This window comes from Rosenbergiella gaditana (assembly GCF_018494065.1).
Lineage (GTDB): Bacteria > Pseudomonadota > Gammaproteobacteria > Enterobacterales > Enterobacteriaceae > Rosenbergiella > Rosenbergiella gaditana.
In genome coordinates this window covers 40393-65214 of sequence record NZ_JABBFR010000010.1, presented here as the reverse complement: position 1 = coordinate 65214, position 24822 = coordinate 40393, and the positions used below count along the sequence as shown (strand labels likewise).

22 protein-coding genes and 1 riboswitch are annotated in these 24822 nt (G+C 47.5%); of the genes, 8 read left to right on the top strand and 14 right to left on the bottom strand.

The genetic code is table 11. From position 1 onward, the window contains the following. Positions 1 to 2: 2 nt before the first annotated feature. From HH682_RS08905 to HH682_RS08895, 3 genes are all read right to left on the bottom strand, one after another. A complete protein-coding gene (locus HH682_RS08905) occupies positions 3 to 782 on the bottom strand; it encodes an ATP-binding cassette domain-containing protein (protein ID WP_214237220.1) in 780 nt (259 codons plus the stop codon). Further along, a complete protein-coding gene (gene ssuC / locus HH682_RS08900; RefSeq protein WP_214237219.1) occupies positions 779 to 1567 on the bottom strand; it encodes an aliphatic sulfonate ABC transporter permease SsuC in 789 nt (262 codons plus the stop codon). Before ssuC ends, HH682_RS08905 begins: the two co-directional genes overlap by 4 nt. Before the next feature lie 161 nt (positions 1568 to 1728). Then, complete coding sequence (locus HH682_RS08895) at positions 1729 to 2448, bottom strand: dienelactone hydrolase family protein (protein ID WP_214237218.1); 720 nt, start codon at positions 2446 to 2448, stop codon at positions 1729 to 1731. Positions 2449 to 2619: 171 nt separating this feature from the next. Here HH682_RS08895 and HH682_RS08890 point away from each other — a divergent pair, with 171 nt between their 5' ends. Next, complete coding sequence (locus tag HH682_RS08890) at positions 2620 to 3246, top strand: LysE family translocator (protein ID WP_214237217.1); 627 nt, start codon at positions 2620 to 2622, stop codon at positions 3244 to 3246. A gap of 56 nt (positions 3247 to 3302) precedes the next feature. Here HH682_RS08890 and HH682_RS08885 read toward each other — a convergent pair whose 3' ends face one another. Continuing rightward, positions 3303 to 4076 (bottom strand): MetQ/NlpA family ABC transporter substrate-binding protein, encoded by a 774-nt coding sequence (locus HH682_RS08885; RefSeq protein WP_250318640.1) that lies wholly within the window; start codon positions 4074 to 4076, stop codon positions 3303 to 3305. Positions 4077 to 4236: 160 nt separating this feature from the next. Here HH682_RS08885 and HH682_RS08880 point away from each other — a divergent pair, with 160 nt between their 5' ends. After that, the gene (locus tag HH682_RS08880; protein WP_214237215.1) at positions 4237 to 4575 is read left to right on the top strand and encodes a hypothetical protein; all 339 of its coding nucleotides are present in this window, start codon (positions 4237 to 4239) and stop codon (positions 4573 to 4575) included. Between the two features lie 277 nt (positions 4576 to 4852). On the opposite strand, the gene HH682_RS08875 is transcribed toward HH682_RS08880, so the two are convergent. The 6 genes from HH682_RS08875 to HH682_RS08850 all read right to left on the bottom strand — a co-directional run bounded on the left by HH682_RS08875 (position 4853) and on the right by HH682_RS08850 (position 10176). Continuing rightward, positions 4853 to 5821 (bottom strand): HesA/MoeB/ThiF family protein, encoded by a 969-nt coding sequence (locus HH682_RS08875; RefSeq protein ID WP_214237214.1) that lies wholly within the window; start codon positions 5819 to 5821, stop codon positions 4853 to 4855. A 9-nt stretch (positions 5822 to 5830) separates the two neighbouring features. After that, positions 5831 to 6589, bottom strand: a complete 759-nt coding sequence (locus HH682_RS08870; protein WP_214237213.1) for a thiazole synthase — start codon at positions 6587 to 6589, stop codon at positions 5831 to 5833. 3 nt (positions 6590 to 6592) lie between these two features. After that, a complete protein-coding gene (thiS, locus tag HH682_RS08865) occupies positions 6593 to 6790 on the bottom strand; it encodes a sulfur carrier protein ThiS (protein WP_214237212.1) in 198 nt (65 codons plus the stop codon). After that, positions 6774 to 7718 (bottom strand): FAD-dependent oxidoreductase, encoded by a 945-nt coding sequence (locus tag HH682_RS08860; RefSeq protein ID WP_214237211.1) that lies wholly within the window; start codon positions 7716 to 7718, stop codon positions 6774 to 6776. The genes thiS and HH682_RS08860 overlap by 17 nt, the downstream gene beginning before the upstream one ends. Before the next feature lie 110 nt (positions 7719 to 7828). Then, a riboswitch (TPP riboswitch) is annotated at positions 7829 to 7948 on the bottom strand. 73 nt (positions 7949 to 8021) lie between these two features. Next, positions 8022 to 8891, bottom strand: a complete 870-nt coding sequence (gene rluF, locus HH682_RS08855) for a 23S rRNA pseudouridine(2604) synthase RluF (RefSeq protein WP_214237210.1) — start codon at positions 8889 to 8891, stop codon at positions 8022 to 8024. A gap of 97 nt (positions 8892 to 8988) precedes the next feature. Beyond that, positions 8989 to 10176 carry an aminotransferase-like domain-containing protein gene (locus tag HH682_RS08850; RefSeq protein ID WP_214237209.1) on the bottom strand — a complete coding sequence of 396 codons (1188 nt, stop codon included), beginning with the start codon at positions 10174 to 10176 and terminating at the stop codon, positions 8989 to 8991. A 364-nt stretch (positions 10177 to 10540) separates the two neighbouring features. Between HH682_RS08850 and HH682_RS08845 the strand changes: the two genes are divergently transcribed. The 6 genes from HH682_RS08845 to HH682_RS08820 all read left to right on the top strand — a co-directional run bounded on the left by HH682_RS08845 (position 10541) and on the right by HH682_RS08820 (position 18270). Further along, complete coding sequence (locus HH682_RS08845) at positions 10541 to 11260, top strand: FadR/GntR family transcriptional regulator (protein ID WP_214237208.1); 720 nt, start codon at positions 10541 to 10543, stop codon at positions 11258 to 11260. A 35-nt stretch (positions 11261 to 11295) separates the two neighbouring features. Further along, entirely contained in the window at positions 11296 to 11802 is a 507-nt protein-coding gene (locus tag HH682_RS08840) for a PDC sensor domain-containing protein (protein ID WP_214237207.1), read from the top strand. A 334-nt stretch (positions 11803 to 12136) separates the two neighbouring features. Beyond that, positions 12137 to 13441 carry a cation:dicarboxylate symporter family transporter gene (locus HH682_RS08835; RefSeq protein ID WP_214237206.1) on the top strand — a complete coding sequence of 435 codons (1305 nt, stop codon included), beginning with the start codon at positions 12137 to 12139 and terminating at the stop codon, positions 13439 to 13441. A 122-nt stretch (positions 13442 to 13563) separates the two neighbouring features. Further along, positions 13564 to 14598, top strand: coding sequence for an L-dopachrome tautomerase-related protein (locus HH682_RS08830; RefSeq protein WP_214237205.1), 1035 nt, complete (start codon positions 13564 to 13566; stop codon positions 14596 to 14598). 59 nt (positions 14599 to 14657) lie between these two features. Continuing rightward, positions 14658 to 16001, top strand: coding sequence for a GntP family permease (locus HH682_RS08825; protein WP_214237204.1), 1344 nt, complete (start codon positions 14658 to 14660; stop codon positions 15999 to 16001). A 160-nt stretch (positions 16002 to 16161) separates the two neighbouring features. Then, positions 16162 to 18270 carry a TonB-dependent siderophore receptor gene (locus HH682_RS08820; protein ID WP_214237203.1) on the top strand — a complete coding sequence of 703 codons (2109 nt, stop codon included), beginning with the start codon at positions 16162 to 16164 and terminating at the stop codon, positions 18268 to 18270. A gap of 34 nt (positions 18271 to 18304) precedes the next feature. Here HH682_RS08820 and HH682_RS08815 read toward each other — a convergent pair whose 3' ends face one another. The 4 genes from HH682_RS08815 to HH682_RS08800 form a co-directional block, all read right to left on the bottom strand. Beyond that, positions 18305 to 19540: an MFS transporter gene (locus tag HH682_RS08815; RefSeq protein WP_214237202.1), complete on the bottom strand. Its 1236-nt coding sequence runs from the start codon at positions 19538 to 19540 to the stop codon at positions 18305 to 18307. Positions 19541 to 19609: 69 nt separating this feature from the next. Continuing rightward, the gene (locus tag HH682_RS08810; RefSeq protein ID WP_214237201.1) at positions 19610 to 21952 is read right to left on the bottom strand and encodes a GNAT family N-acetyltransferase; all 2343 of its coding nucleotides are present in this window, start codon (positions 21950 to 21952) and stop codon (positions 19610 to 19612) included. Continuing rightward, the gene (locus tag HH682_RS08805; protein ID WP_214237200.1) at positions 21945 to 23246 is read right to left on the bottom strand and encodes a lysine N(6)-hydroxylase/L-ornithine N(5)-oxygenase family protein; all 1302 of its coding nucleotides are present in this window, start codon (positions 23244 to 23246) and stop codon (positions 21945 to 21947) included. Before HH682_RS08805 ends, HH682_RS08810 begins: the two co-directional genes overlap by 8 nt. Beyond that, positions 23246 to 24775, bottom strand: a complete 1530-nt coding sequence (locus HH682_RS08800; protein WP_420826197.1) for a pyridoxal phosphate-dependent decarboxylase family protein — start codon at positions 24773 to 24775, stop codon at positions 23246 to 23248. Before HH682_RS08800 ends, HH682_RS08805 begins: the two co-directional genes overlap by 1 nt. Positions 24776 to 24822: the final 47 nt, after the last annotated feature.

Sequence of the window (24822 nt, the reverse complement as noted above, 5' to 3'; positions counted from 1 at the left end):
ACTTATATCGCGTGGCGGGTCGGGGCGATCACAGGCTGATCAGGTTGCATTATCGCCGCCAAAATCTGCCGTTCAAGGGTGGCCACATTCGCTTGTGTGCTTGAGCGTGGATAAGGCACTCCAACATCGACATCTAGATTGACCTTACCTTTATCTAGCATCACGACACGTTGGGCAGTGGTCACCGCTTCACTCACATCGTGTGTCACCAGTACCACCGTAAATTTCCAAGTCTGCCAAAGCTCAATCAGCAGTTGCTGCATCTCTAAGCGCGTCAGGGCATCTAGCGCCCCCAAGGGTTCATCAAGTAACAATAATCCTGGACGGTGGATTAACGCTCGAGCTAACGCCACCCGCTGTTTTTGCCCACCAGAAAGCGTTTCTGGCCACTGGTTAGCCTTATCAGACAATCCGACGGCAGCTAAAACCGCTTTCGCCTCTTCACGCCATTGTCCCGACAACCCTAACCCGACATTCTCAATCACCGTCTTCCACGGTAATAAACGTGGCTCTTGAAACATTAAGCGGATAGCCGATGCAGACTTTGCTAGAGGCTGATGATTGGCGGCAAGATCGCCGCCAGTTGAACTTTCTAACCCCGCCAATAGCCGTAGTAAGGTGCTTTTTCCACAACCGCTCCGCCCCACGACTGCAATAAACTGCCCGGAAGGGATCGTGAGATCTAGGGCATCTAATACCGGCTGCTGACTAAAATATTTACTGATCGCATTCAACTGCAAGGCCAAGGCCGTTGTGGGAGTAATCAGACGAATATTTTTCATATTGGGAGTTCCTCTTTACGCCATTGAATGTGCCAGCGTAGTAAGCGTTTTTCCAACGCCACCGTCAGTAAATCCGAGAGTTTACCGAGTAAGGCATAGAGAAGAATGGCGAAGACGACAATATCGGTTTGTAAAAACTCGCGGGCATTCATCGCCAAATACCCTATTCCAGCGTTAGCCGAGATGGTTTCCGCCACGATTAACGTTAGCCACATCAGCCCTAATGAAAATCTCACCCCAACCAAAATTGAGGGCATCGCCCCGGGTAAGATCACCTGCCAAAAAAGTGCCACACCGCGAAGTCCATAACTGCGTGACATCTCAATTAACTGCTTATCAATATGGCGAATACCGTGGGCAGTATTAAGATAAAGCGGAAAGAAGGTCCCTAAGGCGACGAGGAAAATTTTGGCTCGCTCATCAATGCCAAACCATAAAATGACCAGCGGGATCAGTGCTAAATGCGGAATATTGCGTAGCATCTGTAGAGTGCTATCCAATAACAGTTCACCGATACGGGATAAACCGGTAATTAACCCCATAATCAGTCCAGCACTGGCACCAATAGCAAAACCGACCACCGCACGCCAAGTACTGATCGATAAATTACTCCATAACTCACCACTTTTCATTAACGTCCAAGCGGCGGTAATGATGTGGATGGGAGCAGGTAATACGCGATCAGAAATCCAGCCGCTGGCAGATCCTAATTGCCAAGCAATCAGCAACAATGTAGGCACAAGCCAAGGCAATAAGGTGCGCGTGATACGCGTGGGTTGCTTCATCTTCCACTCCCTATTCGTACAAGAAATCACGAAGGCATAATGCCTTTCACCGAAATCAGTTAACCGGATTTAAGGAAAGATGAAAAATAAGGATAAATACTTATCTAAGCAGAAATTTAGCTTTAGCCAGCGCAGAACGGCTGGCTAAGGAAGCACATAAATTAATTTACGCGTTTAAGTAATTCAAACAGGCTGGCAAATGCACGCTCGGTCACTTGGGGATGGTATTCGGCAACCCCTGGGTTATTAGCCGTTTCATCGGTAAAAGAGTGTACTGCATCGTGGTAACTCACTAATTGCCAATCGACATTAACCGCCGTCATTTCGTTGACGAAGGCTACGAGTTGTTCACGCGGTACCAGAGGATCTTTAGCCCCATCAAGCACCAGAATGGCTGCCTTAATTTGGGTAGAGTCGTAGGCACCACAGGTATCTAATCCACCGTGGAAAGAGACCGCCGCGCGGATATCAGCGCCGCTGCGCGCTAATTCCAAAGCACAGTGTCCACCAAAGCAGAAACCAAAAGCAGAAATTTTTTGCGCGTCTACCGCAACCGATGTCTGACTTTTTAACGTATCAATCGCTGCGTTCATCCGTCCCACTTCATCTGGCGTATTTTTTACTGCCATCATCGCAGCACCTGCTTCGTCAGGATTTGTGGGTCGAGCCGTTTCCCCGTAGAGATCGGCAAGCAGCACAACATATCCTTGCTCCGCGACTTTTTTGGCCAGTTTAGCGGCATCATCGGTGACGCCGAACCAGTTTGGTGCCATCACCAAACCAGGCAAAGGATGAGCTGTCTCGCTGGGGAAAACTAAGGTTCCGGCCAATGCCGTCTCGCCTGCTTGGTAGCGAACTGTTTGCGTAGTAATCTGACTCATATATTCCTCAATATTTCTGATTAGTCTCGTCGCTCTACTATAGCTAACATTCAGCGGTATTGACTATAACCGAGCGGTAAGCCAGCCTGTCGAGAGCGAAAATGATCAAAAATAGCGCGGACGTAAATCATAATTCAGCTTTATTACTCAACGATAATCAGGGGGACGTATATGGTTGAATGGTCTTTAATCACGCCTGCACTATTGGTCTACAGTCTAGGTACGTTAACGCCCGGTCCAGCAAATCTTTCGATTGCTAACTTAGCCATGTCCCAGGGGCGTCAAGCCGGTTTTATCCTCGCTGCAGGGGTAATAACCGGATCGCTATGTTGGGGGGTCATGACCGCCTTGGGCGTCTCAACGCTGCTGCTTTCCGAACCGCGTTTCTTATTAGCCTTAAAATTTCTCGGGGCTGTGTATCTTTTTTGGCTCGCCTATAAAGCGATAAAGTCCCTCGCCGTCCCCCTCCGTCCAACCACTAAGGTGTCACGAGCTGACCATAAAGATTTCCGTTACTACTGGCAAGGGGTCAGCCTGCATCTCACCAATCCTAAAGCGATCTTAACTTGGCTAACCGTGACGAGTATCGGTCTCTCACCACACTCAACACCTTGGGCGACTGTCCTACTGGTCATCCTCTGTGCCCTGATCGGGATGACCATTTTTAGCCTCTATGCCTTCTGTTTCTCCACCTCACGGGCGCAACAGATTTTGGTGCGTTATCATCGTTTAATCACTCTATTCTGTGCCGGATTCTATACCTTGGTGGCTATTGGCTTTCTACTTTCGATAGGGTGACTAACTCTTGGCAAAAAAAAACCCATGCTCAGCATGGGTTGTAGACTCACAGGGGGTTACCAAGCGCGTATCACATCTCCGTGATAGACCGCTTTCGCTTTCGCTTCGACCTCAGGAGATTGGAAAGCCTGCTTAAGCTGCTGTAATTTCGTCTCATCTTTATCGCCTTCACGCACCACTAAGACATTAAGATAAGGCGAGGCTTTACCTTCCATAAATAATCCATCACGCGCTGCCGATAAACCGGCTTGCGAAGCAAAGTTATTATTAATCACCGATAACCACACCTTCGGATCGTCCAAAGAACGCGTAAGTTGTGGCGTATCAACTAATACAAACTGCAAATTTTTAGGGTTAGCGTTGATATCTAATACCGTTGGAAGTAAGCCTTTGCTAGGGTCGACCGTGATCAAGCCTTGTGACTGCAGTAACAATAAACTACGGCCCAAGGTGGTGGCTTCATTAGAAATAGTGACCGTCGCCCCATTAGGTAATTGATTTAAATCCTTAATTTTCGATGAGTAGGCGGCGATTGGGAAAATAAAACTCTTCCCTAAAATAGCGAATTTATAGCCACGTTCTTTGGCTTGCATCTCAAGATACGGCACGCTTTGGAAAGCGTTGGCATCCACATCTTTGTTCGCCAAGGCTTCGTTGGGCTGAACGTAATCATTAAAGCTAACGACCTCAACATTTAGCTGATATTTATCTTTAGCAACTTGTTTCACCGTGTCCCACACTGCTTGGTCAGGCCCAGAGTTGATGGCGACTTTAATAGTATGCGCATCTTCCTGTTTACACCCCACTAGGCCTAATGCACAGACAGCCAAAAAAGAAGAGACTAAAAATTTTTTCACCGCATCCACCTCAACATGTCTAATTTTAATTGAGTATATTAGACATTTAGACGTCTGTACATCTAGCGATATAGATTAATTCGCGTACCCTCTTTATCATTACAACCACAATGAAAGATTTTTGGAAAGTGTCATGGTAAAGCTAAAAGTTATTATTCCAGCAGTGATTATTTTATGTACGGCAGTATGGTGGCTGATGCCACACTTTAGTGATCAAGATAAAGCCTATTATGTCTCTCTCTATTGTTTGCAACCCACCGGCTCTGATCAGCAAATCCAAGCTAGGATGCAACAGACAATTGAAAACAATAACCAAGATTATGCCCTGAAAAAACGCCACTTCTCACCGATGCTTGGGAAACATATTCAAGATGCTTGGGATCGCCTCACCCCTGATCAGCAACAGCAAGCCCAGCAGCGTGACAATTGTACGCGGCTGCTCTTAGAAAAACTCAATATTCCAGCGCCTTAATTCACTCACCCGTGCCTCTCGTCCGTTACTCTTTTCGCTCTGCTTACAGTACCCTAAGAGTCGACGGGAGAAATACGTTATCCCACACAGAGAGCCAAGGGTAGAGTTTATCCTGCTGTACAGGGGAGTAAACCGGCTAAACGTTGTTGTAGACTACTTTTACCTATACTACTGGCGCCTCAGAGCGCCGTCGTTTTTTCCTCTGAGAAGTCGAGTAAAAAATCACGCAACAAAGGCTGCGATTGCCAAGAAATATTCACTTAATCAAAGCCGAACATTACGCCTCTCCCGCCGCAAGTAATACAATATTATCCAGCCCACGTAGCCGTAATAACTGCTCGGCACGTGCGGCCCGTAATCCTGTATGACAAACCAAGACTAAGCGTTGATAAGCAGGTATCGTCCACTGCTCAAGCCCCTGTAGCGACATGCGAACCACCGTATCAGTAACACTGGTCGGGGCTTGTGTGCGATCCCGCAACTCGACGATCAGATCGGTTTGTACCAATTGCGCTCGATCGATAAAGTGTAGCGTTTTCTCGATCGGTTCAGCGGCGGAATCAAAGCGAAACTGGCTAAACTGCCAATTGCTAAAGTTACACCTCACCAGTGACCCTAACGGAGAGGGGGTGTTCTGTAACACACAACTCAATACCATTTGCGCCTGAATTGCCGCCAAACAGGCCACTACCGGGCCCATCACGCCGGTACTTTGACAATTTCCTGCCATATCGGGTAATTGTGGAAACAACGCTTTATAACTCGGTGCACCGCCACAAAATCCGCCCACATATCCCTGAGTTCCAAGGGCTGAAGCACTGATTAGCGGTAAACCGTGGGTTACGCAGGTGTCAGACAGTAAATATGTGGTGGCAAAATTATCTGCCGCATCAACGACGATATCGCAATCACGCAGAGCATGGCGGACGGTGCTGGCCGTAATATGCGTCACTTCAGGCTCTATCAGCACGTCGCTATTGCATTGGCTTAAATGGGCTTGTGCGCAGAGCGCTTTGGCTTTTCCGATATCTTGCTGCCTAAAGAGCGTTTGCCGATGCAGATTATGCAGCGCAACCCGGTCAGCATCGTAAAGTCGAATCTGACCGATACCGGCTCCCACTAATTGTGGAAGGAGCGTAGCACTGAGTCCCCCCGCACCGACCACCAGAAGCTTGGCATGTTGCAGTCGTCGCTGCCCTTGTTCACCGATTTCCGGTAACTGCATTTGTCGTTGATAACGTTGCATCGCTATTCCTCAGATGAGATTCGCCAGTCCAAATAATGGCGTTGAGGGTACTGCCATATCACGTTGTGCCATTAAGCCAGCTTGATAGGCCGTATGCCCTGCCGAGATGGCTTGGCCGAAAGCTTGAGCCATCGCCACCGGATCTCGCGCTTTAGCAACAGCGGTATTTAATAAAATACCGTCGAATCCCATTTCCATGGCTTGAGTGGCATGAGAAGGTGCGCCGATCCCGGCATCGATGATCATCGGGATCTCTGGAAAAGCTGCACGTAAAGCCTGCAATCCTCGTAGGTTGTTAAGACCCTGACCGGAGCCAATCGGTGCTCCCCAAGGCATCAGCACTTGGCATCCTGCCGCTAACAGTTTTTCGCCAACAATTCGGTCTTCTGTGGTGTAGGGGAAGACCTCGAAACCTTCTGTACATAAGATTTTTGCTGCCTCCACCAAGGCGAAAGGATCCGGTTGTAAACTATCGGCATGACCAATCACCTCTAACTTAATCCACGGCGTATTAAACAGCTCCCGGGCCATATGAGCCGTTGTCACCGCCTCTTTCACACTGTGGCAACCTGCCGTATTCGGTAAAATAAGCCGTGTATGTTGGCTAATAAGGTCACGGAACGCCTGGCCGCCTGCCCCTTCACGCCGTAAACTGACAGTGATCACCTCAGTGCCTGAGGCACTAATCGCTGCGCTCAAGATGGCAGGCGACGGGTACCCCGCCGTGCCTAAGAAGCAACGTGATGTCAACGATGTTCCATAAAACATGCCTTAGCCTCCCTGCATAGGTGAAAGCGCCTCAATGCGTAGCCCATGCTGCAATCGCATCTCGGCATACTGACTTTTCGCCACAAATTGTCCGTTTACCGCACAGGCAACCACTGCTATATCGATGTGTTGTTCGCGCAATAATGCCGATAAGTCGGTTGCCTCTGTCATGATCGACTGGCCATTAAGTAAGATCTGCATTGCTCTTTTCCTTCGCTAACTGTTCAACAAGTTGCTGCGCGACGCGCGGAGCCAGTAAAAAACCATGGCGGTACATCCCGTTCAGATAAAAACGGTTATCCTGATACTGGATACTGGGGAGATTGGTCGGGTAAGCAGGTCGTAAACCGCTTGCGGTTTCCACTATTTCAGCCTCTGCAAACGCGGGGTGTAGCGTGTACGCAGCACTCAATAACTCCATCGCCGCCCGGGCACTCATACCTCGATTATCATCGGTCTCGACCATCGTCGCGCCTAACATAAATTCCCCTGCGCCACGCGGCACCAAATAGCAAGGAAAGCGGGGATGTAATAGCCGAATCGGACGTGAAAAGTCTAACTCAGCACTGCGTAGACGTAGCATTTCGCCACGTACTGCACGGAGTTGTGGAAGGTGTGATTGAGCGTGAATACCTCGACAATCGATAATCTTGCCAGAGGGCTGAGTTGAGTGAAACACTACGCCTTGATCAACTAATTGCTGAGCGAGGGAGGTTAAGGCTTGCCGAGGATTCAAGTGCCCTTCTTCAGCAAAAAAGAGTCCGCTCTCAAAGCGCGAACCAAGATCCTCTTCGACCTCCATCGGTTTCACCCACTGAAAATGGGATGTTTTACTGGCGAAGATCTTGAGTTCTTGCTGATCTCTTGCCGGAGCGACGACTAAGGTTCCGCGCTGTTGCACATCAGGGACCCGTTGTTGCCACCAGGCGAGCGCGTGTTGCCCAAGCGTGACCACTTCGCTGGCCGCACTCTCTGCTTCACAATAGGGTGCCAACATACCGCCTGCGTACCATGAAGCGCTGGTATAGCCTGGCTGCTCGATCACTTCGACCTGCTCACCCTGTTCAACCAGCAGTTTTGCCACACAAAGCCCACTTACGCCGCGGCCAATAACGCTCCAGCGACTCATGATCTGACCTGAGTTAAGGATAGGATAAACAACATGGATGGCCTCTTAATTAGAGACCCAGATAAGGCAGAGGGAATGGGGCAATCCCCCAAAAGGGATATACCCAGTCGCTCACAGGCGGCCCGTCTTCCTACGCCAGTGTTAACTGGGTCAGGTTCAAAGGGTCGCTGCACGGCGTAATACGCTCACAGCCTCTCAGTCTCTTGCGCGAGACTCCCCCGACATCATTTAGTTGTAACCGCACAAAGCGTCCGCGTCAAGTGCCGACCTGCGTCGACATGAACACACGACTCGGCGCGTCGTCTAACGCCCTTTCTTTTGACGGCCTGGTTTTGTGAATTTCTGGCGAACAGCCGGTTTCTTGGTCGCTTGAGCTGGCATTACCGGTGGCGCAATATCGGGTCTTTTCAGCGCCTTTTTCACAGGTTTCTTCTCGACTGGCTTATCTTCTGATGAAGAGTCCTCAATCAATTTAAAGAGTTCAATCAGTTCATCGTCGGTCAGATCGCGCCACTCGCCTAAAGGAATACCGGTTAACTTCACATTCATAATGCGAGTACGTTCGAGTTTAGTCACCTCGAAACCGAAGTGAGTACACATCCGACGGATCTGTCGATTTAACCCTTGAACAAGAATGATACGAAAGACGTGAGTATCCAGTTTTTTAACTTTACACTTCTTCGTCATCGTCCCCAGCATTGGGACACCCGCGCCCATACCACGGATAAAATCGTCGGTAATCGGTTTATCCACCGTCACGATATACTCTTTTTCGTGATTATTACCGGCTCGCAAGATTTTATTCACCAAGTCGCCATGGTTGGTTAAAAAGATCAAGCCTTGTGAATCTTTATCAAGTCGACCAATAGGAAAGACACGCTTGCTGTGATTGACGAAATCACCAATATTATCGCGTTCAGTCTCTTCCATCGTGGTAACAATTCCCACAGGCTTATTCAACGCAATAAGAATCAAATCATCTTCATTACGCGGTTCAATTAACTGACCATTCACCATCACTTCATCACCAGGGTAGACCTGGGCCCCAACAGCGGCGCGTCGTCCATTAATTAAGACGTTACCCTGTTCAATGTAGCGATCGGCATCGCGACGAGAGCAGATACCACTCTCACTGATATATTTGTTGAGACGTACAGATGTGTTGGTCAGCATGGTTCCTCCGAAAAAACGGACTATACCTGATTTTTTCGATGGTTTCGAAAGAAGATAGTGAATGTCAGGGGAAGATAATTCCTTCCCCTGTGAATGATTAGGAAGAAAGGCTCTGTAGTGCGCGCGCAATACGCACACCAGCTTCTTCGGCAGTGTGTTGCGTTAGCATGGAGTAAGAAAGACGTAAGGCATTGGTTTGCGGATTTTCCGCGAAAAAGACCTCGCCAGGTACAAACACCACTTTCTCAGCAATACAGGCGTTAAGTAAACGACTCGCATCGACACCCTCTTTCAGATGGCACCATAAAAACATACCGCCTTCTGGACGGTTGAAGGTAATCGCCTCCCCTAGGTGGCGCTGTAAAGACTCAATGAGCCAATCACGTCGTTGCTGGTAAGTCTCTTTTAACAAGGCTATACGCTGATCAATTCGCCCAGAAGAGATATAGCGGGCAGCGATATGCTGATTCAGGGTTGAGGTATGTAAGTCTAAGGCCTGTTTCGCCACGGTGATCGCCATAAGGAATTTTTCAGGGAGAGCCAGCCATCCCAAGCGTAAACCAGGGGAGAAGATTTTCGAGAAGCTCGACATATAACAGACGTTATGATCCGCACCATATAACTGTTGAGCCAGCGAGAAGAATGTCTCACGACGTTGCTCAGTAAACGCTAAATGCCCATAGGGGTCATCTTCGACAATGACGACCTGATAACGATGTGCCAGTTTCACGATTTCAATGCGCTGTTCATCCTCGATAATTCGCCCCGTTGGGTTGGCGAAGGTCGGAATAAGGTAGAGCATCTTCACACCACCTGCCGCCAAGCGTGTTTCCAATGCGGCGAGATCGATCTTTTCACCTTGGTAAGCCAGTTCTTCAACGACCGCTTCGGTATAATCGAGTAACTGTAATGCCGCGAGATAGGTTGGACGCTCCACTAAGACAACATCATCTTTTTCTAAAAACACGCGGTTAAGCAGATCAATCCCCTGCTGAGAACCATTGGTAATCAGTATTTGCTGAGGATCAAGCGTGAGACTGAACTGTTTACTCCAAGCAGCAATACTTTGACGTAATGGCCATTCACCTTCTGTCACCGAATACTGAAAGACATCGCGATGGTCCTCGGCAAGCAGCTGCTGAATCACACTATCAATGCCCTCAACGTCAATCATATCCGTGGCAGGAATTCCGCCCGCTAAGGAAATAAATCCAGGTTCTTTACTAAATTTAAGCAATTCTCTAACCGGTGAAGAATGTATCGCTGCGGATTTCTTGGAAAGCATGCGTTAACCTGTCGCCCTTTACGTGATAAACGTTGATAAGATTTTCTCAACCTTAGCAAAATAACGGCGTGGAGTCATGAACAACTCGTGGCACGATGAGACGGAAAAAATAAAGTTTTTAAACGTGAGGATCTGCCACTCTTTTTGCTCAGAACCCTCCAAATAGGAGGCTATTAAATTATATTTTAAAACAGAGATCACAATAACTAATTATATATTTATTATTCGAAAGTAAATTATTAATTATAAAAGATAAAATTTAATTATTTAAAAAATACCCTTTACTAGACATTAGTTTCTTTAAATATTTTCGGATTTATGTTATAAATAAAATTCGTAATGGATTATTTACATAGAGATTTCCATGATTACCCACACTGTTATTTTTGCTCCAATTGGAGAAGCGAGTAGAACAGAACAAATCACCCAAAGACTTTCTAACGCTATTGTTTCTGGTTTATTAGAAAAAGGTGAACAACTGCCTAATGAATTAGAATTAGCACGAATGATGGGTGTTTCACATATTACTATCAGGGATGCATTGAATACTCTGCGAAGTAAATCACTAATATATACTATCCGTGGTCGTAACGGCGGGAGTTTCATTAGTGATGATGTCGATAGTTACGTAAAAGATTTCCATCCCTTTAAGAATATTAGCTCCGATTATTTAGCCGATCTCGGTGAAATGCAAAGTGCGCTAATTATTCACAGTGCTCGCCTTTCGGTACGGCGAATGACTGATGATGATTTATCGACATTAAACGATCTTATCCTAGCACTAGAAAAATCTGACTCCCCACAATTTAAAACCCAATCAGATATACGTTGCCTACTAACACTCGCCGCCAACTCACAATCGGCGAGGCTAGCAGCCCAAGAGTTGATTATCATCAATGAATGGGCACCTCTTATTTCTATTCTCTATCGAGATGAGAAGTTTCATACCGACAGTACAGTTCATTACCATCAACTTATGAATGCATTAAAGAATAGAGATGAATCTCTCGCCGCAACTCAAGCCCATGCTTTAGTTGAATTTTTCATCTCATCGTTAATAGATTATAAAATGAGTCTTATCTAAAACCTAACTCAATTTCAGGATGAAGTGAGAATAAGATGCTATTAGGGAAAATAAAATATAAATCTGAAGAATCATTTTTATTAATTGAAAAAACTACTAAAAACCTTGCAATAGCTATTAGTAAAATTATTTTTGAATCAAATAAAATAGTTGATGTTAATTCAAAAATAGATATGAAAACAAGAGGGAATATATTATCCCTTGTAGATAAAATATTAAACAAACACCAGCTAATCTCTGGTGCAGGTTTTGCCATTTATAACGAATCTAGTTTTGAATCATGGCAACTAACTTGGCTTTATCGACCTCAACATCATCGTATAGTAAACAGGCTTTTGCTAAATAAAGCCTCAACAACCTCACTAAATTATCAAACATTTTCATGGTTTGCTAAAGTAAAGGAAGCAGAAGAGGGATATTTACATGGACCCCATGTCGACTATATCTGTAATTATACCTATACACTAACCTATCTCTATCCGGTCTATTTAAGTAAGCAATTATTCAGTATTGCGGCAACCGATATTATAGTTGGTCAATGAGAAAAAACGATACGTGGAATACTGGCTAGTGAACGACTTCCTATCGTGATGACGACACCTACTGGACGTATTCTTTTTTCCAACCATTCACGCCATCGGGTGGGGGACCTGAAAACAAACAGTCCCTCAACCACTCATCTTCAGAGCCAATTCTTTACCCTGTGGGTCGAAGAAGATGAGTGAGGTGCAATACCGCCCTAAATCAGGTCATTAAATGGCGACTAAACGGTAGCGACAGCTACGGTAACACCGTTGCTACCGAGAGGTAACTTTTGGCCCAATAATTGCTTAACTGAAACATAAGTTTTCAGTTACATTAAAAAGGGCTGCAGCTATGACACACACTATCTCTAAGATACGTCACTCTATCTTTATCCAAGTACTTATCGCGTTAGTCATTGGTACCGCATTGGGATGCCTTTATCCCGCTCTTGCCGATTCTCTAAAGCCCTTGGGCGATAGCTTTATCAAATTGATTAAAATGGTCACCGCCCCCTTAGTGTTTGTAATCATCGTTCAAGGTATTTCCTCACACAGTGAATTAAAACAGGTCGGCCGCATCGTCGGTAAAACGCTACTCTATTTTGAAATCATTACTTTACTGGCTTTAGTGTTAGGCTTGGTCGGCGCACAGGTCTCCCATATCGGACAAGGTCTTCACTTGTCGACCACGGAGATGACAGCGCCGGATAAACTTAATCACCTCTCTTCACTACAGAGTTTTGGCGATTTTTTCCTAAATCTTATCCCTGATACTTTTATCGGTGCTTTTGCGCGCGGGGATACGTTACAAGTCCTTATGATCTCCATTTTGTTTGGGGTATCGCTGAATATTAGCGGCGAGGCCGGTAAACCGGTGATCACGGTAATCAACAGTCTCAGCCATATTCTTTTCCGTTTAATGGCTATGCTGGTGAAAGTCGCCCCACTCGGCGTCCTCGGGGCAATCGCTTATATGGTCGGACATTATGGCGTGCATTCATTAACCAGCCTACTTGGCTTTCTCTTCCTCTATACCGCCCTCTGCGCACTCTTTGTGGTCGTGGTGTTAGGCGGTATTACACGACTCACTGGCATTAGCTTTGTGTCACTGCTGCTCTATTTACGCGAGGAACTGACTATCGTCTTGGGCACTACCGCCTCAGATGTTGTGTTACCACAATTGATGAAGAAATTAGAGTGGCTAGGGATCAGCAAATCAACGGTTGGGTTAGTCATTCCAACTGGCTACTCCTTTAATCTTGATGGGTTTTCAATTTATTTAACGCTCGCCGTGGTCTTTATCGCGAATGCCACCGGTATTAGCCTGGGTTGGAGCGAAATCGCCTTAATTCTGGGCGTGGCCGTCTTTACCTCAAAAGGGGCGCATGGAGTACCCGGCGCAGCGATTGTTATCCTTGCGGCAACACTCTCTGCAATCCCCTCTCTGCCCCTGGCAGCCTTAGCCTTCTTACTGCCTATCGATTGGTTGATGGGTATTCCACGCGCCTTAACCAATGTTTTAGGCAACTTTGTCGCGACATTAGTCATTGCCAAGTGGGAAAATGATCTGGATCTGACTCGTGCTCGTCAGGTGCTTAATCAAGATATTCCCTATAAAAATGTTGCGAAAGAGACCTCTTTAGCCGCTGAACAGTAAAAGTTAACTACACTTTTTGGACAATTACCTTGTTTAAGGAGTACCAGTGAAACCTTTCAGCCTGCTTGCCGCTGTATTGATGACAGCGGTTTTTTTCATCCCAGAGCCATGCTGCCTCAGAAGTGGTAGCAAAAATTTGTGCTCCTTATCCTGACCTCTCTGGTATCGCGGTCAATCAGGAAAACCGAGTGTTCTTAGGCTTTCCTCGCCATTCCGGCGATCATCACTGGCCAGCATTGATGGAACTCAAGCAAGGAAAATTAACGCCATATCCCAATGAAACCTTTGGGCTTCCTCAGCAACACAATATCGCCGATTGGCTAGTATCCCCTCATGGCCTATTCGTTGATAAAAACGATACGCTGTGGGTATTGGACGATGGAAAAATTCAAGGACACTCGACCATTGCTGTGGGTGCAGCAAAAGTGGTCGCGATTGATTCGCATAGCAATAAAATCGTGAAAACGATTGTAATTACTCCGCCAGTACTTAACTCAACATCGCATTATAACGATCTACGTGTTGATCTCTCTCACGGCCAAGCAGGTACTATCTATATTGCGAATTCTGGTTTTGCACAGCGTTATTCGCTAATCGTTATCGATGTAGCCAGCGGCAAACAGCGCGAAGTGTTGGTCAATCACTCTTCGACCTCTCCTGATCCCGGCTTTATGGCATTTATCGAAAATAACCCCGTGGTCTTCAATGCCGACAACCCAAAATTACCACAGGGGGGAATTGATGGTGTCGCCTTATCTCCTGACCAGAGCAAGCTCTATTGGACCGCGCTAAGCGGACGCAAACTGTTTAGCCTCTCCACGACTCAACTGAGTGATTTTTCTGTCTCTGAAGCGACCCTCGAAAAAGCAGTACATTTCGAAGGAGAGCATCCCGCCAATGACGGCATGGCGGAAGATGAAAAGGGAAATCTCTATTTCGGCGCCTATGAACAACAATCATTAGTTAGACGTGATATTAAAGGTCAATTTTACTTACTCGATCACAATGTTCACGATTTTGGCTGGCCAGATGGTTTGGCTTACCGTAATGGTTATCTCTACACCACATTAGGCCAATGGAATCGTACTCCTGACTTAAACGGCAACCACGATCTCCGCCAACGGCCCTTCTTCGTTATCCGCACGGCGACGGAGTAAAATAACGCAGTACGTCGCTCACGACTCTTGCGTTTTTCTTAATTATTTTGGAGAGATTAATGAGTAGTGATGGCGAAATTTTACTCGCATGTATCGCCGCCCTTGCGGCAATTATTTTTTTCGTGGCCTATGCCAAACTTCCTCCCTTCTTAGCCATTTTTATTGGTGCGGTGATCGCAGGACTGGTTGCCCAAGTCCCGGTCGAGATGATTGCTAAAAGCTTCTCTAAAAGTGCCGGAGGGGTGTTAGGAGAAAGTGGATATGTTATTGCCATGGGTGCAATGCTGGGCAGTGTCATGACCAAGACCGGAGCGGCTGATCGACTCGCAGAGTTTATTATTACCCGCACCTCGACACGTTATTTACCTTGGGTGATGGCACTCACGGCCATGGTGATCGGCCTACCGCTCTTTTTTGAAGTAGGATTGGTATTAATGTTGCCGCTTATTGCTACCGTTAGCGCGCGTTCGGGGCAACCGTTATTGCGTATTGCCGTGCCGGTATTAGCAGGATTAACCGCATTACATGCACTGGTCCCACCCCATCCAGGGCCGATTATCGCTATTACAACTCTGCATGCAGATATGGGGCTTACTTTACTCTTAGGTAGTGTCATCGCTCTACCCGCGGTCGTTCTTGCGGGGCCGCTTTATGGAAAATGGTTGAGTAAAAAAGCCAGTTTAGCCACGGTAACCCAGCTTGCGACACTTCCGGAACCCGTATCAGTCATACGTCGTCCATCGCTACTACTGACCATTAGTATTATCTTGCTACCAGCGTTACTGATGCTTGTACGCAGCATTTCACTGTATGTCCTGCAAAGCGACAGTTCGTTGGCTCATCTCTTTGATTTTATCGGTGAACCCTTGGTCGCGCTGACCCTTACCGTATTGCTGGCAATTATCACACTCAGTTGGCGAAGTGGTTTGGAGAAAAAACAGGTGGGAGAGACGTTAACAGCAAGTATCGCCCCCGTCGCGGTTTTACTGTTAACGATCGGCGCAGGAGGGGGGCTAAAAGGCGTATTAGTCGAGGCCGGTATAAGCCAAAGTATTAGCCATTTCGCCTCACAGACCCATGCTCCGCTGCTACTCCTCGCTTGGGGCGTCGCGGTAATGATTCGTCAAGCAACCGGCTCTGCAACGGTTGCTACCACCACCACTGCTGGCATTATGGCTGCAAGTTTCCATATGTTGCCTCCATTAGAAAGCAGCCTAATTGCCTTGGCTATTGGTGCCGGGTCGGTTTTTTTCTGCCACATCAATGATGCCGCCTACTGGATGATTAAATCCTTCTTTGGCTTGACCCTACGACAAACGCTTTGGATCTGGTCGGTACTACAGACGATAGTATCGTTAGTCGGTCTACTGATTGCGAGTTTATTATGGCAATACCTCGTCTGACAGAAAACACTTACACCAGCCACTGATTAAACAGCAAGCTAGGAGTATTGCAAGTTAACTCATAAAAGATAATAATTCTCGTTCTTATTATCACTTGAGGGAGTCTTACACAGGATTCCCTGAGTCACTTGCGCCCTGACTGTTAAGGTAAATAAAAATAATGAAGACGTCATTCCCGCTTAAGCGTCATGCTTTTCTGGTTTCATTGGCACTCTCTGCTCCCCATTTTAGTCATGCCGCAGACAATAGTATTGTTGTCACGGCAGCACCCGAGGATACTGCGGGTTCAGAAACCCATGGTTATACGGCCAAAACCAGTAGCGGTGCGAGTAAAACTGACCAGCCGTTGATCACCACCCCACAATCTGTTTCGGTCATCACCCGTCAACAAATGATCGATCAAGGGGCGCTGACCGTTAATGATGCCTTAAATTATACCGCGGGGGCGTTTTCTAATTTTGCCGGTGGCGCAACACGTTATGATACGGTTTCATTACGTGGCTTTCATGGTGGGGATGTCGATAATATCTTTATTGATGGGCTAAGGATGATGAGCGATGGGAGTACTTTTAACGTACTTCAGGTCGACCCTTGGTTCTTAGAGCGTATTGATGTGATTAAAGGCCCCTCCTCAGCATTATACGGCCAAACCGTACCGGGTGGCTTAGTGATGGAGACATCCAAACGCCCGCAATTTGCCGAGGAAGGACACTTCAAAACCTATTACGGCAACCACAATACCAGTGGCGTCGCGATGGACTATACCAATGCGATCAATGACCAGTGGGCATTCCGGTTAACCGGTATTGGGCATCAAAGTCATACTCAATATGACAATACCCGTGAAGAACATTACGCCATCTCCCCTTCATTACTGTGGCAACCGGATAGTGATACCTCACTGCTACTGAAAGCTTATTTACAAAAAGATCCCTCAGCAGGCTTTCACGGTTCCGTCCCAGCAGAAGGGAGTTTAACCACCCATAATGGGCGTAAACTCAGTACTGGATTTAGTGATGTCGACCCGAACTTTGATCAATTCAAGCGCCATGAGCAAATTTATAGTTATGATTTCAGCCATACCTTTAATGACACTTGGTCGGTTCACTCTACAGGAAGCTACAGCCACTCCAATGTGGATGTTGACCAAGTCTATCAAACTGGTTGGGTGGCGGGTAATGATACGCTAAACCGAGGATACTCTAGTGAACGCTCATCACTTTCTGCTGCGGCAACCGATAATCAGTTAATCGCAAATTTCAATACAGGGTCTTTAAAGCATCAAGTCGTCATCGGTGCTGAATACCATCAATTCAAAAATAACCACGATGATGCCTATGGCACCGCGAGAAATTACGATCCCTTCACCGGTGATATGACGGGAACGATGACAGACCTGAGCTACACCCATACCAGAAACCGCTATTACCAAACCGGCGGTTACCTTCAAGACAGCATGCAGTTGGATCGTTGGCATATGGATCTCTCTGCACGTTATGACCGTATTGTGTCAAAAAGCGAAAGCTTAGGGAGCGAGCGACGTCGCCAAGACGACCATATGAGTGGCCGAGCGGGATTACTTTACGCGTTCGACAACGGTGTCTCCCCTTATATTAGCTATAGCCAAGCCATTAGCCCGCAATCACTGACCGACGAAACGGGTAACTTACTGGAACCCGCGACAGCCAAGCAATATGAAGCCGGGGTGAAATACCAACCTCAAGGCAGCGCGGATCTCTATTCAGCGGCAGTCTACGATTTAACACAGAAAAACGTCGCAAATCGTGTCCCCTTAGAGAACTACTATCAACCCGTTGGGAAAATGCACTCTCGTGGGGTCGAACTGGAAGCTCATAATCAGCTGACTTCTCGTTTAAGCTCGATTGTCACTTATACCATCAACCACGTTCGCATCGAGTCTAAAGATAAGACTAACGGTAACACGCCTTATATCACACCAAGCTCAATGGCCTCTGCTTGGCTAAATTATAAATTCGATTATGGCATCACAACGGGTGTGGGTGTCCGTTATCTTGGTAGACAGTGGGCAGATAACGAAAATACGTTGCGAGTCCCTTCTGCAATCTTAGTTGATGCCTCGGTGCGAATGGATCTCGGGGCGTGGCGTTCACAGTGGAAAGGCGCTTATGTACAGCTGAATGCGAAAAACTTAGGCGGACGCGATTATGTTGCTGCCTGTTATAGCAAAGCGTCATGCTATTGGGGCGCGGAGCGTTCGGTAATCGCCACCGTCGGTTACGACTTCTAAAATTAGGCGCGGCCGCCAGGCCGCGCACTCTTTTTTACTCAATAATCAGCGCTTGACGATGTTGCGTCACCCAGCGAATAAACAACACGATGAGCAGTAACCAAACGCCACCACTCACTAGATTTACCCCTGAAAAACCGATCAAGCCAAACTGGAAGTACCCTTCACGTGCTAATTCTAAACCGATGGAATACATTAGAATACTCAACATCCCCATCATAGCGGCCACCTGCCCCTTAGACTCGGTGACAGAAAATAGCGTAAGACGGTAGAGCACCGCCGTACTTAATCCGGCACCAAAGGCATAGATACTCAGACCGGTTACCAGTATCGCAACCTGGTAGGTATCGCTAAGTGTGGCACAAAGCGCGATAAGCAAGCCGCTGACCAATGGCCAAGCACCGATAACCAATGGGCGGGTGATCACGGCACTGTGGGTTAATTTGCTCAATACCACATTGCCCAAGATCATGGCGACAAACACAGGAACTTGGAGCAGCGCATAATCGACCTCACTCATCTGGTGGTCATGGATTAAATAGACCGGTGACAGGGCCACCCAACTGAGGATCGGTACGGCAGATAAGCCTAATGCCAAACAGCCGGCGATCAGCGCGGGTCGTTTGAGTAATTTCCAGTAACCGCCCAATAACCGTTTAGGCGTTAAGCTAAGTTGTCGGTTTCCGGACGTCTCAGGCATGCTCAGGTATAACCCCACCAAAGCGATAAGCGACAATAAAGCAAACACAATAAATAACATGCGCCATGTGGTAAAGAGCAGTAACGCGCTCCCGGCAAGCGGGCCAATTAACGGTGCCAACAACGCGACATTCGCCATCCAGGCCATTAATCGAATACTCTTTCGTTCTTCAAAAGCCTCCTGTACCGCGGTATAGCCCACGGCACCTATAAAACAGAGACTTATTCCCTGGAAAAAACGCAGCAACATAAACTGCTCGATTGACGTGACCCAAAAGGTCAGGCCACTGGCCACGGCGAATAGCAGTGCGCCAGACATGAGCACGGGGCGTCGCCCCCACTTATCGGATAGCGGCCCCAGTAACCACTGTAAAACAAGACCACCAATTAAATAAGCAGTGAGCGAAAACGGTACCCACTCTGGTCCAACCTGTAAGTCCTGGGTCACTTGTAACATGCCTGGTTGCACCATATCGTGGGCAATATAGGTCGTGAACTCAAACAGCACTAAAGAGAATGGAAACAGCCATGACGTCGCGGGAGCGTCATGACGTGGGAGTTTCGATGTCATAAATAAACCCAAAATAGGAAAAAAGATCAGTATAACCGGTCATTGTAGTGACTTTATTGACTATCGATATCAATTTTTAAACTGAGCTATCGGGTTAATCAGTTCTCCGGCGAGTTTCAAGGCGCTCGCTGGATCATCCAAATTCACCATCTGCTGATTATTCGCCAGTTGTAGCCGATTTAAACAGGAATGTGCGTAAGTCGGGCTAAAGAGATCGAAACGTGCAAACTTCTCAGCCAAGTGTGGATGGTGTTGTTGATAATGGTGAACGCAGGTAGCAACTCGTTGCCAGAAAGCGTTTTCTTCCATTACCCCATCTTCATCAAGAATCGCGCTGACAAAGCGGAAGAAGCAGCTGAACACATCAACAAAGATCGATAATAACTTAAGCTCATCTGGGACTTCTGCCTTAATGCGTTGTACCTTTTCCGGTAACTGACGCGAGGGTTCTAAGACCGCAATCTCTTCGCCAATATCTTTCATAAAACAGCCCACTGGTGCATCATCTTCTAAAATAAGGATCAGGTTTTCGCCGTGGGGCATAAAAACCAAATCGTACTGATAGAAGCAGTGGAGAATAGGACTTAAATAAGCCTGAAGGTAGTGATCTATCCACTCGACTGGCGCTAAACCAGAACGCTGTATCAGCGCGGTCAGTAAAGCTTTCCCGTCATCATCACGATGAAGTAATCCCGCCATGGTCATCAAACGTTGCTGGTCAGTTAACCCGACTAATGGGTTTTCACGCCATAAGGCGGCAAACATCTTTTTATAGGCAGAATCTTTTTTAATTGCTTGCTCATAGAGACGATGATGATAGCCAATGGTGGCAACCTCTTGCAGGATCGTAAAACGGCAGTGGTTAAGCCAGTTATCCTCTGCCACGATTTTTGCTAACCATTGGTTGACCGCAGGCGTAGTGGCCATATAGTAAGGCGATAGCCCTCGCATAAAGCCCATATTGAGGATCGATAAAGCGGTTTTGACATAACGCTTGGTCGGCTGGCTACGGTTAAAGAAAGTACGAATCGACTGCTGAGCTTGATAGGCGTCAGTCGCTACCCCTAAATAAATAATCTTCTGCCGGGCGATATCAGCAGCAAATACCGTGATTAATTTATTCTGCCACTGCCAAGGATGTACGGGTGTAAAGAGATAGTCTTCCGCTAATAAACCCAGCGATCGCAGTGTCGCCTCCCACTCGTTGACTTGCGCAGTGCCTAACTCCTCATTGATAAGCGTGGCGTAATCCAGCCCATCAATCGCGGCAAAATGCCCATTACTGCGATGTACCGCGACCCATGGCATATAAATGGATGCACCGACTTCTGGCGCATAGGCAAAGTAATCTGCAGCATCAAAACCAATGCGTCCATTATTGGCAATAAAACAAGGATGCCCTTCGGTCATCGATGACTCGATGGTTTGAAAGTCTGCCGCCGCCAGCTGCTCGCTACTCGGATTGCCTTTCTGTAACTTATACAGACTGCTGCATAGCGTACTGGATACCTCCTCTAAATAGGTCGCAAGCATCGACTCAGGAATGGCCAGTTGTTCGGAGAATTCGACGATAAAGGCTAATGCATCGAGCGGTTTATCTTGTCCCTTATGGGTTTTCGTTATTGTCCGCCAGTCAATTGAAAGATGGTTTAGCGCACGCCACCGTCCTGCAAACTGATAGACATTCTCGCCAGAGGTATCCGTTAAACGCCACCCCCCTTCAGCGATCGCTTCTGGCACTAACAGGCGTTCATGGCTAAATTCAGTAATCGCTTTTTGGATTAATTGTCGATTGGCCTGTTGCCAGTGTTCGGCGTTAGGCTGGGAAGAAAATGAAACTGTCGATGTTGTTAACATAAGGGCTTTCTCTCGATAAAAATCTGTTGCCGTACAAAACGCCAACCATGCACGTTTGTGGCCTAAGTCGATTTGCTGGTGATAGCGGAAACCCGCTTGCTTATTGAGGCGATGAATTTTTTGGTTATTCACATCGGGTTCGACTACCACTCGTTCCACTTCTGGGCGGCTAAACATGTATTCCATTACCGTGGCAAAAATCTGCCGACTTAACCCGCTAATCGGCGTGCTGACGGGTGCCACTAAGAGGTGCATACCGTAATCACCGGATTGAGCGGGATAATGGTCACCGACCTCCTCCTGTAAAGCTTGATAACACTCAATCAAGAAGTAAGGCTGTCCGTTTAGGCTACCAATCAGCACACTGTTGACGTCTTGGGCGACCATTTTTAAATAGAAATCGTTCACCTGTTCTACGCTCTGCTCCTGCATCCCCCAAAATTGCGCACGAGGCTGAGTGACCCAATAGTGAAGCATCTTCTCATCCCCCGCTTGCCAACGGCGTAAGGTGAAATAGCCTAGGGGTTGTTGCAGGCTAAAAATACGTTCACCCATGAACGGCCCCCTTCGGTAGACCAAAGGTTTGGAAAGCAATCTTTTTCTCGACCGGGTACACCTCTCGACCGAGAATACTGCGCAGGATCACCGAATTGCGGTAACACGCCATGCCTAAATCCGGCGAGACAAAACCATGAGTATGCAGTTCGGCATTCTGCACAAAGAGACTATGTTGACGGTCAATACTGTAGTCTCGCCCCACCGCATAGCGTTGCTGACTATCGAACGCGATCAGGGGAATAAGCGGGGTTAAAAAGTCAGGCGGACGATAGGTGTAGCCCGTCGACATAATGACGCCCTCGGTCGGTAGGCTAAATTCTTCGTTCAAAACGTGGTGCTTTAAGATGAGGGTAAGTTCCTGAGAGGAGCTAACATCCATGGCAACAAGGCCTGAGTCTGTGCACAAGGTTACCGCCAAGGGGCCATCGAGATCCTTACGATAAAGCAGTTCGTAGATATCGTTGATCAGGGTCTCATTAATACCTTTATAGAGATTTTTCTGGCTGGCATTCAGTCGATCACGCTGCGCCTCCGGCAAGGCATGGAAATAGTCGACCCATTCTGGAGACGTCATCTCCAAGGTTAAACGGGTATATTCCAACGGGAAAAAACGCGGGGCGCGTGTCACCCAATTTAATTGATAGGCGTGTTGGTCGATATCTTGCAATAAGTCGTAGAAAATTTCTGCCGCACTTTGGCCACTACCCACGACGGTAATCGCCGACAACTGCTGCAGCGCCTCTTTTTTCGCTAGGTAGTGACCGGAATGCACCACCTGTTCTAATGAGGGGTCAATCCATTCTGGCATCCACGGCGTTGGACCCGTCCCCAACACCAGATGCCGAGCGAGCCAATGTTGACCCTCACCGGTCACCGTATCTACCGCTTCGACGTAGTAACAGTCTCGTTGTTCATCACGAGTGACCCGCTCAACGCGCGTGTTCCACTGCAACGACGAGAGTTGTTCACAGGCCCACTGACAGTATTGATTGTACTCTTTACGCAGTAAGAAAAAGTCTTCTCGAATATAGAAAGAGTAGAGTTTTCCCTTTTTCTTCAAGTAGTTTAATACGCTGAATCGGCTGGTAGGATCAGCCAAGGTTACCAGATCCGCCATAAACGGGGTCTGTAAATGCGCGGACTCCAGCATCATTCCAGGGTGCCAATTAAACGTTGGTTTTTGATCGAGATAAATCGCATCCATATCGGTAATCGCATCGGTTAAACAAGCAAGACTTAGGTTAAAAGGCCCGATCCCGACACCCAATAAGTCATAAATTTTTTCAGACATTAGTGGGCTCCCGCATGCTGTTTACTCTGAAGACGATGGCTGGCCAGTGCTTCACCACGATAAATTAAGGCATCAATCACCTGTTGAATATCGTCTATCGACGTCGTTGGATTCAGCAGCGTGAATTTCAAGTACTGCTTACCCTTCACTCTCGTGGCGGCAATCATCGCTTCACCGCTACGGTTGAGTCCTTTGCGAATATGCTGGTTAATATCGTCTACCTCAGTAGCGCTCAGTTCCGTTGTAGGATGGAAGCGAAACACTTGAGTGGTTAACTCTGGCGCGTGTAGCACCTCCAATTGGGGGTAAGCGACTAAGCGATGGTGAGTCTCTACCGTCAGCGCCATTACTTGATCAAAGGCCTCTCCCAACGATTCCCGACCAATGATGCGTAAACTTAACCACATCTTTAAGGCGTCGAAACGGCGGGTAGTTTGTAGGCTTTTATCCACTAAATTCGGCGTACCTTCCTGTTTAGCGCTTAAGGGATTGAGGTAGTCGGCATGCACCGTGACATGGCGAAGATGAGTTGCGTCGCGAACGAAGAAAGCCCCACAACTGACACTCTGGAAAAAGGATTTATGGTAGTCAACGGTGACCGAGTCGGCTAACTCGATACCCGCTAAACGGTGGCGGTGCTGCGTTGAGGTTAACAATCCGCAGCCATAGGCCGCGTCGACATGGAACCAAACTTGATGGAGATGGCATAGCTCGGCAATGTCCGTTAAGGAGTCAATACTGCCAAAATCGGTCGTCCCAGCTGTTGCGACGACGGCGAGAGGGATCAAACCTTCATCTCGCACCTTAGCCATCGCTTGCGCTAATTTGGCGCTATCCATCTTGTAGTCGTCGTCATAATCGACGGGAATCACCGCCTCATAACCTAGCCCCAGCAAAGCGCAGGATTTCTGAATACTAAAGTGGCTTAACGCAGAGGTGAAGATACGCCAACGAGAAGCCTCCGCTGGCAAACCATGGTGTTTAACCAGTCGTTCGGGGGTTTGCTTAGCGACCCGACTGTCTCTGGCTAATAACATCGCCATCAGGTTTGACTGAGTGCCACCACTGGTAAAAATGCCCTCACTCCCCTGGGGTAAGCCAATTTGATTTAACGTCCAATCAACCACCTTCTGTTCTATCAAGGTGGCTCCGGCGCTCTGATCCCAGGTGTCCACCGATGTATTGACCGCACTCAGTAACTGCTCCGCCAACAAGGTCGGTAAGGTTATCGGACAGTTTAGATGGGCGATATAACGGGGATGATGGAACCATACTGCATCCCGTAACCAGAGTTGCGACAGTTCGTGTAGCGCGGCTTCTGTCGTGGCAAGCGGGCGCGTTAAATCGATAGCAGCAAACTCAGCGGCCAGTTCTTGGGGGGAGATTCCGCTAAAGGGTTGAGAGACCGTAGCCATCTGTTGACTGATCAGATCTGTCGCTAAAACGATATGACGTTGATAGTCTGCGAGATTTTTGTCGTTAAACAACCACTCCTGGAAGGATTTTTTTTCTCTATTACTTTTAGACACTTACACCACCCTTTCCCTTTCAATCGTAAAAAAAAGAAGCACTCCAG

Excerpts from the sequence above, each read along its gene's own strand:
- HH682_RS08905 (WP_214237220.1), bottom strand. The coding sequence starts at position 782 with ATGAAAAATATTCGTCTGATTACTCCCACAACGGCCTTGGCCTTGCAG.
- ssuC (WP_214237219.1), bottom strand. The coding sequence starts at position 1,567 with ATGAAGCAACCCACGCGTATCACGCGCACCTTATTGCCTTGGCTTGTG.
- HH682_RS08895 (WP_214237218.1), bottom strand. The coding sequence starts at position 2,448 with ATGAGTCAGATTACTACGCAAACAGTTCGCTACCAAGCAGGCGAGACG.
- HH682_RS08890 (WP_214237217.1), top strand. The coding sequence starts at position 2,620 with ATGGTTGAATGGTCTTTAATCACGCCTGCACTATTGGTCTACAGTCTA.
- HH682_RS08880 (WP_214237215.1), top strand. The coding sequence starts at position 4,237 with ATGGTAAAGCTAAAAGTTATTATTCCAGCAGTGATTATTTTATGTACG.
- HH682_RS08875 (WP_214237214.1), bottom strand. The coding sequence starts at position 5,821 with ATGCAACGTTATCAACGACAAATGCAGTTACCGGAAATCGGTGAACAA.
- HH682_RS08870 (WP_214237213.1), bottom strand. The coding sequence starts at position 6,589 with ATGTTTTATGGAACATCGTTGACATCACGTTGCTTCTTAGGCACGGCG.
- thiS (WP_214237212.1), bottom strand. The coding sequence starts at position 6,790 with ATGCAGATCTTACTTAATGGCCAGTCGATCATGACAGAGGCAACCGAC.
- HH682_RS08860 (WP_214237211.1), bottom strand. The coding sequence starts at position 7,718 with ATGAGTCGCTGGAGCGTTATTGGCCGCGGCGTAAGTGGGCTTTGTGTG.
- rluF (WP_214237210.1), bottom strand. The coding sequence starts at position 8,891 with ATGCTGACCAACACATCTGTACGTCTCAACAAATATATCAGTGAGAGT.
- HH682_RS08850 (WP_214237209.1), bottom strand. The coding sequence starts at position 10,176 with ATGCTTTCCAAGAAATCCGCAGCGATACATTCTTCACCGGTTAGAGAA.
- HH682_RS08845 (WP_214237208.1), top strand. The coding sequence starts at position 10,541 with ATGATTACCCACACTGTTATTTTTGCTCCAATTGGAGAAGCGAGTAGA.
- HH682_RS08840 (WP_214237207.1), top strand. The coding sequence starts at position 11,296 with ATGCTATTAGGGAAAATAAAATATAAATCTGAAGAATCATTTTTATTA.
- HH682_RS08835 (WP_214237206.1), top strand. The coding sequence starts at position 12,137 with ATGACACACACTATCTCTAAGATACGTCACTCTATCTTTATCCAAGTA.
- HH682_RS08825 (WP_214237204.1), top strand. The coding sequence starts at position 14,658 with ATGAGTAGTGATGGCGAAATTTTACTCGCATGTATCGCCGCCCTTGCG.
- HH682_RS08820 (WP_214237203.1), top strand. The coding sequence starts at position 16,162 with ATGAAGACGTCATTCCCGCTTAAGCGTCATGCTTTTCTGGTTTCATTG.
- HH682_RS08815 (WP_214237202.1), bottom strand. The coding sequence starts at position 19,540 with ATGACATCGAAACTCCCACGTCATGACGCTCCCGCGACGTCATGGCTG.
- HH682_RS08810 (WP_214237201.1), bottom strand. The coding sequence starts at position 21,952 with ATGGGTGAACGTATTTTTAGCCTGCAACAACCCCTAGGCTATTTCACC.
- HH682_RS08805 (WP_214237200.1), bottom strand. The coding sequence starts at position 23,246 with ATGTCTGAAAAAATTTATGACTTATTGGGTGTCGGGATCGGGCCTTTT.